20 protein-coding genes and 1 riboswitch are annotated in these 15,719 nt (G+C 40.0%); of the genes, 1 reads left to right on the forward strand and 19 read right to left on the reverse strand.

The window, feature by feature from the left end; all coding sequences use genetic code 11:
• Nucleotides 1-101: 101 nt before the first annotated feature.
• The 6 genes from ciss_RS08820 to ciss_RS08845 are packed head-to-tail and all read right to left on the reverse strand — an operon-like array spanning nucleotide 102 to nucleotide 5,020.
• Nucleotides 102-899: a histidinol-phosphatase gene (locus ciss_RS08820; protein ID WP_075865996.1), complete on the reverse strand. Its 798-nt coding sequence runs from the start codon at nucleotides 897-899 to the stop codon at nucleotides 102-104.
• Nucleotides 892-1,932: a methionine synthase gene (locus ciss_RS08825; protein ID WP_075865997.1), complete on the reverse strand. Its 1,041-nt coding sequence runs from the start codon at nucleotides 1,930-1,932 to the stop codon at nucleotides 892-894. The genes ciss_RS08820 and ciss_RS08825 overlap by 8 nt, the downstream gene beginning before the upstream one ends.
• A gap of 29 nt (nucleotides 1,933-1,961) precedes the next feature.
• Nucleotides 1,962-2,861 carry a DUF8754 domain-containing protein gene (locus tag ciss_RS08830; protein WP_501161888.1) on the reverse strand — a complete coding sequence of 300 codons (900 nt, stop codon included), beginning with the start codon at nucleotides 2,859-2,861 and terminating at the stop codon, nucleotides 1,962-1,964.
• Nucleotides 2,858-3,547, reverse strand: a complete 690-nt coding sequence (gene sfsA / locus ciss_RS08835; RefSeq protein ID WP_075865999.1) for a DNA/RNA nuclease SfsA — start codon at nucleotides 3,545-3,547, stop codon at nucleotides 2,858-2,860. Before sfsA ends, ciss_RS08830 begins: the two co-directional genes overlap by 4 nt.
• A gap of 13 nt (nucleotides 3,548-3,560) precedes the next feature.
• Nucleotides 3,561-4,454, reverse strand: coding sequence for a patatin-like phospholipase family protein (locus tag ciss_RS08840; RefSeq protein ID WP_075866000.1), 894 nt, complete (start codon nucleotides 4,452-4,454; stop codon nucleotides 3,561-3,563).
• Nucleotides 4,454-5,020: a flavodoxin family protein gene (locus ciss_RS08845; RefSeq protein WP_075866001.1), complete on the reverse strand. Its 567-nt coding sequence runs from the start codon at nucleotides 5,018-5,020 to the stop codon at nucleotides 4,454-4,456. Before ciss_RS08845 ends, ciss_RS08840 begins: the two co-directional genes overlap by 1 nt.
• 91 nt (nucleotides 5,021-5,111) lie before the next feature.
• On the opposite strand from ciss_RS08845, the gene ciss_RS08850 reads away from it, so the two are divergent.
• On the forward strand, nucleotides 5,112-5,723 hold the full coding sequence (locus ciss_RS08850; RefSeq protein WP_075866002.1) for a YdcF family protein: 612 nt from the start codon (nucleotides 5,112-5,114) through the stop codon (nucleotides 5,721-5,723).
• On the opposite strand, the gene ciss_RS08855 is transcribed toward ciss_RS08850, so the two are convergent.
• From ciss_RS08855 to ciss_RS08915, 13 genes are all read right to left on the reverse strand, one after another.
• Nucleotides 5,694-7,244, reverse strand: coding sequence for a sigma-54 interaction domain-containing protein (locus tag ciss_RS08855; protein WP_075866003.1), 1,551 nt, complete (start codon nucleotides 7,242-7,244; stop codon nucleotides 5,694-5,696). The genes ciss_RS08850 and ciss_RS08855 overlap by 30 nt on opposite strands.
• A 67-nt stretch (nucleotides 7,245-7,311) precedes the next feature.
• Nucleotides 7,312-8,442: an ABC transporter permease gene (locus ciss_RS08860; RefSeq protein WP_075866004.1), complete on the reverse strand. Its 1,131-nt coding sequence runs from the start codon at nucleotides 8,440-8,442 to the stop codon at nucleotides 7,312-7,314.
• Between the two features lies 1 nt (nucleotide 8,443).
• Nucleotides 8,444-8,995 carry a Fe-S-containing protein gene (locus ciss_RS08865; protein WP_075866005.1) on the reverse strand — a complete coding sequence of 184 codons (552 nt, stop codon included), beginning with the start codon at nucleotides 8,993-8,995 and terminating at the stop codon, nucleotides 8,444-8,446.
• A complete protein-coding gene (locus ciss_RS08870) occupies nucleotides 8,996-9,685 on the reverse strand; it encodes an ABC transporter ATP-binding protein (protein WP_075866006.1) in 690 nt (229 codons plus the stop codon).
• Nucleotides 9,686-9,695: 10 nt separating this feature from the next.
• Nucleotides 9,696-10,835 carry an ABC transporter permease gene (locus ciss_RS08875; protein WP_075866007.1) on the reverse strand — a complete coding sequence of 380 codons (1,140 nt, stop codon included), beginning with the start codon at nucleotides 10,833-10,835 and terminating at the stop codon, nucleotides 9,696-9,698.
• Nucleotides 10,836-10,950: 115 nt separating this feature from the next.
• Complete coding sequence (locus ciss_RS08880; protein WP_075866008.1) at nucleotides 10,951-11,889, reverse strand: M56 family metallopeptidase; 939 nt, start codon at nucleotides 11,887-11,889, stop codon at nucleotides 10,951-10,953.
• Between the two features lies 1 nt (nucleotide 11,890).
• Nucleotides 11,891-12,310 carry a BlaI/MecI/CopY family transcriptional regulator gene (locus ciss_RS08885; RefSeq protein WP_075866009.1) on the reverse strand — a complete coding sequence of 140 codons (420 nt, stop codon included), beginning with the start codon at nucleotides 12,308-12,310 and terminating at the stop codon, nucleotides 11,891-11,893.
• Nucleotides 12,311-12,769, reverse strand: a complete 459-nt coding sequence (locus ciss_RS08890; RefSeq protein ID WP_075866010.1) for a Fur family transcriptional regulator — start codon at nucleotides 12,767-12,769, stop codon at nucleotides 12,311-12,313. It abuts the gene before it with no gap.
• 40 nt (nucleotides 12,770-12,809) lie between these two features.
• Nucleotides 12,810-13,046: a hypothetical protein gene (locus ciss_RS08895; protein ID WP_075866011.1), complete on the reverse strand. Its 237-nt coding sequence runs from the start codon at nucleotides 13,044-13,046 to the stop codon at nucleotides 12,810-12,812.
• A gap of 34 nt (nucleotides 13,047-13,080) precedes the next feature.
• The gene (locus ciss_RS08900; RefSeq protein ID WP_075866012.1) at nucleotides 13,081-14,256 is read right to left on the reverse strand and encodes a D-alanyl-D-alanine carboxypeptidase family protein; all 1,176 of its coding nucleotides are present in this window, start codon (nucleotides 14,254-14,256) and stop codon (nucleotides 13,081-13,083) included.
• Nucleotides 14,257-14,332: 76 nt separating this feature from the next.
• Entirely contained in the window at nucleotides 14,333-14,662 is a 330-nt protein-coding gene (locus tag ciss_RS08905) for a DUF190 domain-containing protein (RefSeq protein ID WP_075866013.1), read from the reverse strand.
• On the reverse strand, nucleotides 14,663-15,034 hold the full coding sequence (crcB, locus tag ciss_RS08910; protein WP_077177532.1) for a fluoride efflux transporter CrcB: 372 nt from the start codon (nucleotides 15,032-15,034) through the stop codon (nucleotides 14,663-14,665).
• Nucleotides 15,035-15,430, reverse strand: a complete 396-nt coding sequence (locus ciss_RS08915; RefSeq protein ID WP_075866014.1) for a fluoride efflux transporter FluC — start codon at nucleotides 15,428-15,430, stop codon at nucleotides 15,035-15,037. It lies immediately after the preceding gene.
• Between the two features lie 56 nt (nucleotides 15,431-15,486).
• Nucleotides 15,487-15,547, reverse strand: a riboswitch (Fluoride riboswitch).
• Nucleotides 15,548-15,719 lie beyond the last annotated feature (172 nt).

Here is a 15,719-nt window from a genome sequence, read left to right on the forward strand (position 1 = left end):
ACCACTTTTCTCCACTATTCAATTCTACAAAGGTAAAAAAAATCCTGCTTAAAAGTGTGACTTTTATCACAGAAATTTTGAAGGCAAAAAAAACCGCCCAATTACGGGCGGTTTAAAGGAATTTCCCGGGCTTTTTGATTTGCAAAAGTTGTAAGGTTTTTTACGCCAATTTCCTCTAACATCTGGTAAATTTCCGGAAATTTATAGGCAAGGTGCTCCGGCTTATGGGCGTCGGAGCCGAGCGTCAGAGGAATTTTTTCCCTTACCGCTTCCTCAATGATAATTTTACCTGGATATTGCTCCTTAGCCGGATAGCGTAAGCCTGCGGTGTTAATTTCCAGCACCATCCCGGAATTTTTTAACTCCCGCAGCACTTCTGGTAAGTGGGGTATAATAAGTTCCAAGCTTATTAGGCCAAATTTCTTTATTAAATCCAGGTGGCCGATAACATTAAAAATCCCCATTCTAATTACTTTTTTAACTAAATCAAAATATTTTGCTGTCAGCTCTTTTAAATCTTTACCTCGATAGCTTTCAATTTCCGCGGGATCGTCAAAAGGCCAGTTGTCTATAAAGTGAACCGAGCCAATAAGATAATCCACCGGTAAACCTTTTAAAGCTTTTTTGATTTCCTCTTCACTTTCAGGAAAATAATCCACTTCCAGACCAATTTTTAAAAAAGGGTACTTTTCCTTTAATTTAAAAAGCCTTCTTAGATACTGAGGCCAATCGTTAACCTCCATGGAATACCCCGGAAAGTCTTTTCCATATAACGCCATAGGAAAATGTTCACTGAAGCCAAGTTCCGTAACTCCTTTTTCCCGGGCTTTCTGGATATAATCCTCAAACTCCCCTTCCCCGTGCCCGGAATAAACGGTGTGTACGTGTAAATCAATCATTGTTGATTTCCTTTCCAAAATCCCGCAAAAGGCCGTATATCTTTTCCGCATGCTCCGGAAGTAAAAGCCCTGTGCCACAGGCCGGAGTTAGCATGATATTCGAATTATCCGAAACTACTCCCATTTCCCTTAACAAATTAACTTTTTGTTCATAATCCCTGTAGAGGTCTTCTAAACTATAATTTTCTATTTCCGGGCCGGTAGGAATAATCCCCAGGGCTAAAATTCCCCCGGTATTTAATAAACTTTTAATTTCTTCTTTATACGGAAACAGGGAATCAAGATAGTTAAAAGCATCTACCGATACAACCTGTGCTCCAGCTTCCGTTACAATTGACCAGTCGATACCGGCACAGGAGTGGACCCCCGGTACTCCTCCCTCTTCTAAAATAGCATCGATGATTTCTTTGAGTACTCCTACTACCTCTTCCCGTTTTAAAGTGAGATGGGTGAAACTACCGTAATTGGCAATTGCCGGATCATCTACAAACAAATAAACCTTCCTTCCGGTAGTTTTTAAATAATTTACCTGCCAGCGGGCCGACATAACCAGGGTTTTAACCACCGCTTCCCGAATCTCCGGATCGTAAAAGGCCGGTATCTTGTTTTCATCGGTAAGGGTAAGCAAGATGCTCAAAGGGCCGGCCATTTGCCCTTTTACCGCCCGGGCCCGGGGAAAATACTCATTAAATTTTTCCACCAAAAGATAAAGCCCTTCGCCACTTTCCCGGGGCATGGCAAAAAAAGCATAATCCCTTTTTTCAAGAGCTTCAAAATACTTTTCATAAAAGAAAGTTAATTTTTCGGGAAAGGTTTCATCTTTCTTAAAAATTCCTTTATTTCCTTCTACCTGCAGTAACCCCACTTCCGTTAAAGGCCGTAAAAACTGAAAAACAAAATGCTCCGCCACACCCCGCTGGGGCATCTGGGGCCAGTGGGGTATTTGCGGTAACGCTTCCTTGATAATTTCCAGGTTTTTTGTGGCATCTACCAGTGGCATACTCCCAATACCGGTTTTTAAAATTTCCTTCATTTCGTTGCCTCCTTCATCAATTACTTTTTTTATTTCGAAAATATTTGAACCAGTGGTTTATAGGAAATAGCCTCTAAAAAATTTGCATACTCTTCCTGGATAATTTCCCCGGGATTTTTCTTAAAATAAGCACAGGCCATAGCTTCTAAAAGATTGGCTCCCGGGCTTATTCCCTGAAAATCCCCACCCGAACCTACTACCGCCAAAGCCCCTTTGCTTTTTAAAAAAGCTATATCTTCCTTCCGCAAAGTAGTGGTGATAATTACTTTTCCCGTTAAATCAGGACAATACCGCCGCAAAAAGTGGAAATCCCCGGCCACCACCTGACAGCGGCTAAAAACTTTATGATAGCGTGGGGTATTTTTTTCCTGCTTTGCCCCCAAAGGATAAAGGTATTTTATTGGTATTGTTCTCAGTATCGGTAAAGTTAATATTCCTGCTATCGTAAAAAGTTTTTCCCCCGGGAAAAAAAGGGGTAACTTGAGGGCAAAAGCCGCATCCCCAATCAAAACTTTTCTTGCCCCCGCCTTCCTTAATCCAGCATATAACCAGGGCCTGTCCAAATAGGAAGTAAGAAGTGCGTTAAAATTTTGAGGTAGCAATTGCAGTTTTTGGATAAATTCTACTGCCTTTAAATCCAATAGAGGTTTAATAAAGCTTCCATCCGCCATAGGTTTGGAAGTTACCTTTTTAATTTTTTGGGCCTCTAAAAGGGGGTATTTTTTCTTTCCCAGGTGATAATAAAAATTTATTCCTCCAATTCCCGCCGCATCATACTCCTCGTTTTTTAATAACTTAATTGCCCGGTCTATATCCCCGTCGGTACCGGTTCTTTTCACAAAAAAAGTGGTATTTCCCACTTTTAAAGTAAAGGCAAAATCCCGGCGCGAGCTTCCAAGGCTAACCCCAAGGATTTTTTTAGTAATTATAAAACTACCTCCATTTCCCGGTCAAAGTAAACTCCTTTTAAGTCTAACTTTAAACGGTAAGCTTTAATACAGACCCCCGCCAGTGCCGCCTTTTTTAACGCTGAAGCAAACTTTGGGTCACACTTATCATTTGGTTTAAAGATTTCTGCATCCTCCCGGCAAATTAAAAAAACCACCGCTGTTAAATATTGAGAAGATAAAACTCTTAATTCCTCCAAATGCCTTACTCCCCGTGGAGTTGGGGCATCGGGGAAAAGAGCATACTTCCCTTCCACCAGGGTAACCGATTTTACTTCAATAAAACCGGTCTCCTCCCGAAGTTGAACTTTGAAATCAAAGCGGGATTGCCCCTTGGGCTGCTCCGCTACTATTTGATCTACCTCATGAAAAAAAGGCTTTATAATACCTTTCTCTAACAACCCCTGCGCAATTTTATTGGGAAGAAGGCTATCAACTAAAACCAAAGATTCCGGCATTTGCGCTAAAACCAGGTCATATTGATACTTTCGGCCAGGATTTTTGCCTTCCCGTAAATACACCAACCGCCCTTCAGTTAAAATTTCCGCCAGTCGGCCGGAATTGGGAATATGGACCAACACCTTTTCTTCCTCTAAAACCACTTCACCTACAAAGCGGTTTAATTTTTTGCAAAAAACTGCAGGAATTGGCGTAAAATCGAAATTCATTTAAGACCTCTTTCTAAGAAACAATTTTTGCAATTTTGTCAAGATTTTTATAAGCCTCTTCTTCTCCCTGCCGAATGGCCCAGGGGATTAAAGTAAAATCATTCCAATCCATCCCCGAAACTTTAGGCCTAAGAACAAGATCGGCAAATTGTTCCACATCTTTTTCGGTATTGGAAGTCATAATTATCTCCATTGAACTTCCCAGCACATCAATAATGTTTTTAATATGGTACTTATTTTCCTCAGGGTTTGTCAAGGCAACGCCAATAATTTTTTCGTAACCTAAATTAGCTAAAATTCTTACCGGCACATTTTCCACAACTCCCCCATCGGTTAACAAGTAGCCATTAAATTTTACCGGAGTAAAAATTCCGGGAACTGCCGAAGTCGCTTCCAAAACAGTCACTAATAAAGCATCCCGGACAGCAATATAATCGTTTATTCCCCGTAGAAAATCCCCGGGAAAATTGCCAAATACCACCCTTCTGCCGGAATAGAGGTCTACACTTATCACCGCAACCTGTTCTTTTAATTGATTTATATTAAGGGTTCCTAATTCCTTTGCAATTTTTTGCAGCAAACCAATGGGTCTAAAGATTCCTAAAGGAAGCTTTAATTTATTATTTTGATAGCCAAAAAGCTTTAATAAATTATAACTTATGATAGAAATCCCTACTCCCAGGGTAAATAAACAGTTATAAAGGTCCTGGGATTTTATTTTAAGAGCAAGCTCCTCCATCTCCCTGGGTGACAACCCCGCTCCGTATAAAAGGGCTATAATCCCACCGGCACTGGTGCCGGATACTATTGAAGGTTTTAGACCTTCTTTTTCCAGAACTTTCAGTACTCCAATGTGAGCAGCCCCTCTTAAAAAGCCACCCCCAAGGGCAAGACCCCACTCCTTCACTATTCTCCCCCCAGTTTTTTAAAGATCTTTAGCGTAAAAGCCGCATGGGCATTTAGTACGGTAAATATCTCCCGGTCGTTTTTTACTTCCCCTCTACCTCCTCCAAAACCTATTGTCCAATAGGGACCTCCGGGAATGATCAAGCCGTGGTAAAAATAAAACTGCAATAACTGGGCCAACACCATATTGTGGCCTGCTCTTCTTCCCGTGACAATTCCCACCCCTATTTTCCCGCCTAACTCTCGACCCCTGCTGGAGGATAACATGCCAAGACGACTTAAAAACGCCGAAAGCAGAGGAGACATGCTGCTGTAGTAAACCGGTGTTCCCAAAACCAGGATTTTGCTTTTAACAACTATCGGATAGATTCCCTGGAAATCATCCTGGATTTGGCACTCTCCCGTTGCCTGACACCTTCTACAACCCCTGCAAGCAGCAATTTTTCGTTCCGCCAGGGGAATTATTCCCGTGGACAGCTCTTGGGTAAGTTGTTTTAAATAATACTTGACCAAATACTCGGTGTTTCCCCGGCGCCTTGGACTCCCAACAACACCTACGGCCTCCATCCTACCCCTCCAAAAGCTATAGTTTGTAAAAATTTATGCGAAAAAAAGGTTTTTTTGCCTAAAAAATAGAATCTTTTTTCCGGGTGAGAATATGAACTTAAAAAAAATTATTTTTGCCTTCCTTGGATTTACCTTAATTTTTTTAATTGCCGCCTGGTTTTTCCCGTTAAATTACTATCTTGCCTTACCTTTAACAATTAAGGAAAGTCCCCAGCCTGCCGATGCCGTCGTGGTTTTAAGCGGAGGCCTTACTAAGAAGGGAGATTTAGGCGAGAGTACCCGGGAAAGGTTAAATTTAGGTATTCACCTCTGGAAAAACGATTATGGACGTTATCTTCTCCTGTCGGGAGGCAGTTTTACCAGAGAACCAAAAGACGCCAGCGTCATGGCCAAAGAAGCGCTAAAAAAAGGTGTTCCCGCCCCGGCTCTTTTACTGGAGAGCAGCAGCGAAAACACCTATGAAAACGTTTTATTAACCGCCAATATTTATTACCAAAACCGCTGGAAAAAAATTTTAGTGGTCACCTCTGCCTATCATACTTTGCGGGTTAAAAAAATGTATACCGACCGGGGGATTAACGCCACCGTTGTCTACCCCGCCGGTGAACTGCCAAACGCCCGCGGATTGTTAAGATTAAGGCAAACTATAGTAGTGATTGAAGAATATTTAAAGTTATTCCATTATCTTATCGGTAAGCTTTAGTTTTTTGATTTTATTGCGCAGGGTAGTATGGGTTACCCCCAAACTTTTGGCCGCCTGCCGGATGGAGGGATACTGTTTTAATGCCCTTTCAATAAGTTCTTTTTCCACCTGGTTAACCGCTTCTTCTAAAGTCCGGACCACAAAATGGGTCTTCTGGGGGTTATCTAAAATAATATCTTTGTCTTCGATAACTCCATCGTCCGCTAAGGTCAAGGCCCGTTCAATGACGTTTTGCAGTTCCCGCACATTGCCTGGCCAGCTATACCTTTTAAGCTTATTTAAGGCGTTTTCCGTTATTTCAAAGTTTTGTATTCCCCGCCTTTTGGCAAAAGTATTTAAAAAATGGTAGGCCAACACTTCAATATCTTCCACCCGCTCCCTTAAAGGCGGAATTTGAAGGGGAAAAACATTTAAGCGAAAATACAAATCTTCCCGGAACTTTCCTTCCCGGACCATTCCCTCTAAATTGCGGTTCGTTGCAGCAATTATTCTAATATCCACCGGTATTTCTTCCTGACCGCCAATCCGACGCACCTTCCCTTCCTGCAGGACACGCAAAAGTTTGGCCTGCAGGTGGGTAGGAAGTTCGGCAATCTCATCTAAAAACAACGTCCCTTCATGGGCAAACTCCAAAAGCCCCTGTTTTCCTCCCTTTTTTGCCCCGGTAAAAGCCCCTTCCACATAGCCAAAAAGTTCCGATTCCAGCAAACTCTCCGGAACCGCCGCACAGTTTAAGGGAACAAAAGGTTTGGTTCTTCTCGGGCTCTCCAGGTGAATTGCCCGGGCAAATAGCTCCTTGCCGGTCCCCGATTCCCCCCGGATTAACACCGTGGTATCGGTTTTTGCTACTTTCTGGGCCATTTCTACCACAAAGCGCATTTTTTCCGAAGCATAGATAATATCATTAAAGCTGTTTAACGACGGTTTGGTTATGGCATATACCAGCTCCCGGACTTCTGACATGGGCTTTAAAACCGCAACCACCCCTACAATATTGCCCAACCGGTCCTTTATCGGTCGTCCGGAAGTAAGGTAATGAAGGCGTCTACCTTCAACATTAATAATTATTTCCTGGTTGTTGTAACTTTCACCGGTTTTTAACGTTTTTAGCATGGGTATATCCTTTGCTAAAAGCTTACCCACATTCTGCCCAATAACCTTTTCGACCGGAATACCGAAAATTTCAGCACAGCTTTGATTGCATATAGAAATGATTCCGTGACTATCGATCGCTATTATGCCCTCATTAACCGTATCAAGAACAGCTCTAAGCTGCTGTTCCTTTTGCTCATAGGGCATTATTTCTATGGGATGAACCTTTAACACCTTGGGAATATTTTTTAAGTCATCGATAATTTGATTTATAGTTTTTTTATCCGTTTTCTCAATCTCCAAAAACATTCTTCCGGGAAGCACTTGAAAGGTGATTATATTTAAATTTCTGGCAGAAATAACCCTGGAAACATCCAAAACTAACCCTACCCGGTCTTCAAAATCCAGGGATAACTTGACGGTACCCATCCCCAGTCACCTCTCCTCTTTTTCATTATCCTTTTTTTCAAAAAATCTTGCAACAAAAAATGCCGGGTTAATCCCCGGCATTCCCTCTTAAAAGTTCAATTATCGGTAACCTTAAAATCTTCCCTAATTTATAATAATTTATCGCCACGGCAATTAAAAACGCTGCAAAAAACGCAATGTTTATACCACTTATCAATACCTGATAAGGAATGGCTAACTTTTGTAAAATTATCTTGGTAACCATCAATCCCAGCGGCCAGGCTATCAGAACTCCTAAAAAAACCGCCAGTAAATCTTCTATTAAGATTATTTTTACAATAACCTTTGGTTTAAAGCCTAAAGCTGTAAAAATTCCTATTTCCCGGCTTCTTCCCAGAAGGTCATTTTCCAAAAACGACTTTACCAAAAGAAATCCCATTATTAAAAGAACAACCGCTAAGACACTACCAAATACCCGGTACCTTAAAAGGAGGTTAAAACGCTGCTCTTCTGGTCCCGTAAGAAAGTTAATATTTAAATCCGGAAAAAACTCATAAGCTTTAGCTTTTACCGTGTCATCCCCCGGTTTTAAAATAGCTTGAAGGAGAAAGTAGTCCGGAGGAGCAGAGCTTTCATAAAGGCTTGCAAAGAAAAACCCGTCTTCGTCTTTACCGGTAGGCTTTAAGATTCCTGCTACCTTTCCTTTAAAAGCCCCAAAGTCGACTAAATCCCCAACCTTAAGTTTATATTCCCGGGCAACATCAGATCCTGCTAATATTTCACCTGCTCTTTCAGGATATTTACCTAAAACCTCCCAGTAAGGCCGATATTTCCTTTCTTCTAAAAAATCAAGATAAATTACAGCCGTATTTTGACCATTAACCGTAAAAAGCCGAACTTTCTTTGGCGCATAAACGATAATTTGCTGTTTAAAAGTATTGTAAAACTTTAGAGCTTTACTTTCCGGAATTAAGTTTAACTGGTAATTTCCTGAAACCAAGGTGATATTATGGTAGGTAAAACTGAACTGCTCGGTAGCAGCGGTCACGGCAATCCGCTGACCCCGTTTTTCCCTTTCCGTTTGCAAATATGTGTTTAAATTGCTTATTGTTAAGCCGATGGTAAGAAAAAGAGCAAAAACCAACAAAACTAATAGGGCTTTAGAAACTACCCGACTCCGCCGGCCTAAAAAGAAGCTCCTAACGTTCAAACCTCTCATATTAAACCCTCGGCTGCCAGGCATCTACAATATTTTTATCTACCAAAATTTTCCCGTCTTTCACTTCGTACGGTATTTCATCGGGGGGATAAGCGGTACAACCACCATCAATTCCTTTTAAGTCGTCTAACAACGACCAGCGCGTACCGCAGGTCATGCAAACCAGGGCATTATCTTGAATTTTAAACCGGTATCCCTGACACGGTTCACAGATGCTTACTGCAACCGCCAATCTTCCGTCATTTAAGAAAAACGCCGTCAGCGGTTTGGTCGGGCTGTAAGGCACGTAGACTATACCGTATTTTTGAACATCTTCCAAAGGTATTTCTATTTTTCCTTCCTTATTGACCACCGCTGGAATATCGGTCATTTGAATCTCCTGCCCGGAATAATTAATTTCAGCGGCATAATAGGCACCTTCTTTTTTCTTCTTGGCAGGTATAAAAAGCATAACCGTTAATCCTACGGCAATGATCCCCAGGACTGCAATGATAATTTTCAGAGCTTTTTGCATGCTATTTTTTTGTCTTAAAAATTCTTCCTTTTTGCCCATTTAATTCGCCTCCTTTAAAGTTTTTATTTCCAAAACCTCGCCATCTTTTAAAAATAATGCATGGGTAGCATATTGGAGATGGTCAAGGTTATGAGTTACCATGATAATTGTCTTACCCCGGCGGTTTAATTCGGCAAAAATCTTCATAACTTCCTCTCCGGTCTTGCTATCCAAGTTACCCGTGGGCTCATCGGCTAACAATATCTCCGGCTCCATGATAAGTGCCCGGGCTATAGCCACCCGCTCCTGTTCTCCTCCGGAAAGCTCCTTGGGGTATTTTCCCTCTTTACCCTCAAGCCCCAGCATTTTTAAAAGCTCCCGCGCCTCTTTTTCCTTACTTATTTTGTGGGGATACGCCAGGGTAGGTAATAAAATATTTTCTAAAGCAGTTAGGTAAGGTAAAAGATGAAAGTTTTGAAAGATAAAGCCAAGATAATTTAACCGAAAAAGTGCCCGCTCATCATGACTTAAGCTAAACAGGTCCAGCTCATCCACCAGTACCCTACCACTATCCGGCTCATTTAAGCTTCCAAGGATGCTTAATAAGGTTGACTTGCCGGAACCCGAAGGCCCCGCCACAATCCAGAATTCCCCTTTACCCACCTGAAAACTCACATCTTTTAACACTCTGGTCTCTACATTGCCTTTTACATACTTCTTGCTAACGCTTTCCACTTGAATGTAGGCCATTTTTCTCCTCCTAATACTCCCTTAAAATTTCCTGCTGGTCCAACCGGGAAACCTTTACCACCGGTAGCAACGAAACCGCTAACCATAAAATTAGCCCACCGATTAAGGCAAAACTCAAATACTGCCAGGAAAACAGCTGGGCACCGACAATTCCCAACATCCTGGCTAAGACCAATGCCAGTCCTATCATTAATAAACTACCTAAAACTTCACTAACCAAAAGTACAATTAAAATTTCCAGGCCATACAAATTAAAAATCTTTAACTTGTTAAAGCCGAGGGTTCTAAAAATCAATAACTCCTTTTCCCTTTCTTTAAAAAGACTAAAAGTTAAAATTAAAAAGTTGCCAACGCCTAATACCAAAAGGCCGTAAGCCATCTGTTTGCTGAAACTTCCAAAATTTTCAACCAAAAGTTTACGGTCAAAAATAGCATCCGCCATTGCCGAGACCTTTATCGCAGGGTCCAGCGCTTTGATTTGTTTAACTATTTCCGGTATCGGACAGGTGGAACACAAAGCACTTACCTCAATAAACGTATAAGAGTTTAACTTAAACATGGAAAGAACGGTTTTCAGATCTAAAAATAAACTATTATCCTCAAAGCTCCCTGTCCTTTTAATCACTCCGGTGATGACAAATTCCTCCCCATTAACCTTTACCTTGGCCGGTCTTCCAAGTTTTTCGTAAAGATTTTCCCCAATCAGCCCTTCTCTTCCAGTTTGCGGTTTACGTCCTGTTATTTGCCACCATTTTTTTGCTCTTAACTCTTCCGCAAAAATTACTCCCAAAACCACCCCTTCCCGGTTGTTTACCGTGGCCTTCACCACTACCTTAGGGGAAATTATGCTGATACTTTCTTTATTTTTAATGGTTTTAATTTTGTCGGGAAGTGTCAAATCAATTCCCCTTAGGTTTTGCTCGGCAAAGGGAACACCATCAAAGGCCTTCCCCCGGGAAAGCTTATCAGGTACAATTAAAATATTTGCACCAATTGTGTCATAATAATCGGCTACTTCCTTTTGCAGATTAAAAGTTGTAAGTAAAACTCCCCCGATTCCCCCAATGGTAATGGCAATACTTAAAACCATTAAAAAAACCTTGGCCTTTTTTTCCCGCATCTGTCGTAAAACTACATGCCCAATCTTCATTGCCTCACCCGCTAATTTGTAGTTTCAACTTAATTATAAATTAATTTCTACAATTTGTAGTTACAAAAATGTTACAAAAAAATTAAAACCTCCAAAGCGGAGGTTTTAATGCCGTTTAACAAATAAAGTACAAGAAGATTAGGCTTAAAATTACGATTAAAGTCAACACCGCAATATAAGCGAAATTGCGCCGGGGAATTTTTAAATCGCTCTCGATTATGGCCTGCATTCGTCTTATTTCAAAATCCCCTCCCAATTCCAAAGCAAAACCGATCCATGACCCCTTCGTCTCAAATTTGTAAGTTTTAACCAAAGCCCTGGCCAAAGGCTCCTTTTTCCCTAAATAGCCAAGAGCAACTTTATCGGCTCTAAGCTCCCGAAACAACAGAATCTTTTCAAAATACTTTTTTAGCCCGGGAACGAAAAAGTAAAGGTAGGTAGCAAACTGACAAAGACTAATAATCAGGCTATCCTTTGCTTTAATATGGGCAAGTTCATGGGCAAGGACCGCCTTCAATTCTTCAAAATCCAGGCTTTTAGCATACTCTTCCCCGATAATTATCACCGGTTTATAAAATTTAAAAGTAAAAATGGTGATATTACCGGAGACAAGATAACAAAAAACTTCTTTTTTTATCCCCATTTTTTCTTTAAGTTCAGCAAGAATACCGTTTAACCGCTCATTATTCTTTAGCCGGTGAGTTTTTAAAAACCGATTAAATGTAAAATAGGGCCGGATAATCTCGTGCATACCGTAAAAAGCTGCAAATACAAAGACAGGAGTAAAATATCTGGCAGCTATATTCCCAAAAAAGCACAAAAATTCCCCTATATTCTTTAAAGGAGTGCTGGTAAAAGTTAAAAGAGGACAGGGTTTTCCCCAGTAAATTATTACTGCCAGGACAGGAATTAATAGCGGTATGGTTAAAATCTCACTCCAAAAATAACTGTTATCTTTTAAAAGCCTTTTGCCAATTAATAATAACAAAGTATAACCGAAAAGAGGTCCAAAAAGAGCATAAAGAAAAAAAGTATGGACTAATTCAAAGCTCATATTACCCCTGCTGTTCTTTAATTTTTAATAACATTTTTTCCAGCTCCGCAAGTTTCTGCGGATCCTTCTCTACCTTTTTCAAAAAATGGGTAAAAGCAGGTTCGGCAAACTCTTCAAAAAGTCCATCCACTACCGTTTCGGCAACTTTATTATAAAATTCATCCCGGCTTACCGCCGGCGTATAAGAATGGGCAAGCCCAATGCTTTTTTTGATTAAAAGTCCCTTATCGGCAAGCCTGCCCATGATGGTCAAAATAGTGGTATAGGCAAGCTTTTTCTCTTGATTGATAAGCTGGTGAACGTCCTTTACCGTTGCTTCCCCTAAATCCCAGATAATTTCCATAACTCTTGCTTCTAATTCGCCTAAAACCTTGGCCACACCCTTATTCTGGGGTTTAAATTCCCCTTCTAACCAGCTCATTTAAATCTCCCCTTCCTTTTTGGGCGCACAATTTCTGCAAAAACCATAAATTTTTAACTGGTGATTGGTTACAACAAAACCTTTATTTTTATATACTTCCCTTTCCAGTTCCTCCAATAAATCTTCCTCAATCTCTTCAATTTTTCCACAATTTAAACATATTAAATGATGATGCTGGTGCGATTTACTTTCAAGAAGCTCAAATTCATATCTTTTGCGGCCATCACCAAAATCCATACAGTGCACCAATCCTAAAGAATATAAAATTTCAAGGGTGCGGTAGACGGTAGCCAAACCAATTTCCGGAGATTTTTCTTTAACAAGCCCTAAAATTTCTTCCGCACTTAAATGCTTATCCTGGTTTTCAATTAATACCCGCAAGATTTCTTCCCGCTGCGGAGTAAGCTTATAATCACTTTCACGAAGTTTTTTTCCCACTTGACTTAAGATGCTCTCCATAAAACCCGTCCTTTTTCTTAAAACTTTATCTTATTTTTGATTATTTTTGTTCATTGACAGTATTTTCATCAAATCCAATAAATAACCCCCAAAAATCAATAATAAAATATAAAACACCCCAAAAAAGCACGGCACCACTCAACATGTGCCAGAGAGAATACTTAATATAAAGATAATACATAAGGTAACTGTAGCCTACTATTAAAAGTAGCCCAACCCCCCAGCTGATAAACGCAATAGCCATTCTTTTTAAAACAATCTTCAAGAGGTGGTGCATTAACTACCTACCCCCAAAAAGAAAAGCCAAAGACTTAATACTTTGGCTTTATTCTACCATATCTTTTAATAAATTGAAAAGTTAAAAGTAATCCCGCTAAAAAAAGAATCCCGGGATAAATTAACTTTCTTTTGCTGTATGTAAGGGTCGGCTCTACGGAATTAAAGGCAACTAAGTTTACTTCCCCAACAACCTTTTCCTTTTCCTTTACTACAATCTTCCCTACCTTCTGGCCCGCTTTTACCGGAGCCTGGAGCTTTACCACCTCTTTTTGATAATCAAACTGAGGTTCCTGGCCCCGTTTAACAGTATCATACAGGTCTTCTGCTGCTATAAGTTTTACCGGCTCTTTGCCCCCTGCCACCTCTACCTTCCCAAATTCCTGCCCTTTAGAAATGAGTTTTACTGTTTTAAAATTATTAAATGCGTAATCTAAAAGTTTTTTCGCATCATCATAAACATTTCTTCCTTCACTACCTAAAATAACAGCAATAAATTCGTCTCCATTTCGCTCTGCTGAAGCCACCAGGCATTGCCGGGCTTTTATAGTGTATCCGGTCTTAATGCCATTGGCCCCCTCATAACGCCATAAAAGTTTATTATGGTTAATTAAAAGCCGCAAATATTTTGGATCTCTATCGATAACCTTGGTTTTGGTAGCCACAATCTCCCGAAATTTGGGATTTAACATTGCTTCCCGCGCAATAAGCGCTAAATCATAAGCGGTGGTATAGTGGTCATCGTTGGGAAGGCCATTGGGATTGACAAAATGGGTATTTTTTGCCCCTAATTTCCTGGCCTTATCATTCATTTCCTGCACAAAAGTTGCCACATCACCACCAATATATTTGGCCACCGCTATCGCCGAATCGTTGGCAGAATTAAGCATAATCGAATATAATAAATCTTCCAAGCTTAATTGTTCCCCGGGATTTAGCCAGATGGCCGAGCCTTCAACATAACACGCTTCTTTATCGATATAAACCCTGTCGGATAAATTTCCTTTTTCCAGAGCAATTAAGGTAGTCATTATTTTGGTAGTGCTTGCTGGATACATTTTTTGGTCGGCATTTTTAAAATAAACAAACTTTCCGGAATAAACATTTATAACCGCTGCAGCCCGGCCAACAATTTGTGGCTCTTCTGCCAGTGCTATAGTTTTCAGGCATAAAAGCAGGATAAAAAAAGCAAAAAATTTTATTGCTTTCATCTCATCCCTCGTCTAAAAAGTCTCTTTTTTAATATAACCGCCAACCTTAGTTCAAGTCAAGGAAAGAAATAAACCTTTACTTTGCTTTAGTACCATAAAAATGCACATCCACATCCAGGGTAAAACATAATCCTTTGGGTAAAACCTCTAAAATTTGGGGGAGAACTTTTTGAATATTCTCCTCGCTATCGACCACATCAATTATCAACGGTAGATCTGCGGAAAGTTCAAGTAATTTCGTTCCATGAATTATGCCATCGGCTCCATATCCCATAATACCCCTGCTCACCGTTGCTCCGGCTATTTTATTTTCTTTTAAAATTTTTATTATTAGCTGAACCACATTTTTCCCATCATGTTTGGTTGCTTCACCCACATAAATTTTGAGTAATTTTGCCTTACTCATTTAAACGCCTCCCTCAAAAAAATTTGCTAACCCCATCCCCGCAGCAAAGAAAACTACCCCGGTGAATATTGATGTAAGTAAATAATTCACGTTTTTCCAAAACAACCCTTTTTCCATAAGAAAAATTGCCTCATAAATATAAGTAGAAAAAGTCGTAAATCCCCCAAAAAAACCTGTACCGAGTAAAAGCCATATTACTTGATTTAATTTTAACCCGTATAATAAACCAAGGCCAAAGGAACCAATTAAATTTATTAAAAACGTCGCCAATGGCCAATCCCCCTGGTAGCGTTCCCCTATTTTTTTAGTTAAGGTAAAACGTAAAACAGCACCCATACTACCACCAAAACCAATCAAGATTAAATCTATCATTTACCCCTCATCCTTTACATTTATATTTAAATTAGCCAGATAAAGGGCCAGAGCTCTCCCTAATATACCGGTAAAAAAGCCGCCACCAAGGGATAAAACAATATAGCCAAATCCAACGAAGAACTTTCCCTGAGTTAATAGAACATAAGTTTCCTTGGCTAAAGTTGAAAAAGTAGTAAACGCCCCTAAAAAACCGGAAGTAATTCCTAAACGCACCGTATCACTTATATTAACCTTTTCTAAAAATATGGTCGTTAAGAACAGCAGAAAAAAACTTCCTAAAAGATTAATGGTTAATGTACCAACCGGGAAAATATTAGCAACAATAATTTTGCCAATTAGGTCTCTAATCACTGCACCAAAAAAACCACCTATAGCAACAGCTATGTAGTTCATTTCCGCACCCCCTTTTTTTGGTTGCAAAATAAGAAAGCTCCTACCTTTAATTAACCAAAAAGGTAGGAGCCATTAGCCTTTAAGGCGTTTCTGGCGAGCCCCATCGCCAAATTCTTTGTCATTATTTTAAAATTTCAATGCAGAATTGTCAAGGTAATTACCATAAATTATGCTTTTTGCTTTGTAAGCTTTTTTTTGCTTTTAAGTTATTAACCAGGCACTCTCATAGAGTAATTTTACCGTTTTATATTGAACAATCTTTTAATGAGTATAATTTTCTCTCTAAATT

The sequence above is a fragment of the Carboxydothermus islandicus genome (genome assembly GCF_001950325.1).
Classification (GTDB): Bacteria; Bacillota; Z-2901; order Carboxydothermales; family Carboxydothermaceae; genus Carboxydothermus; species Carboxydothermus islandicus.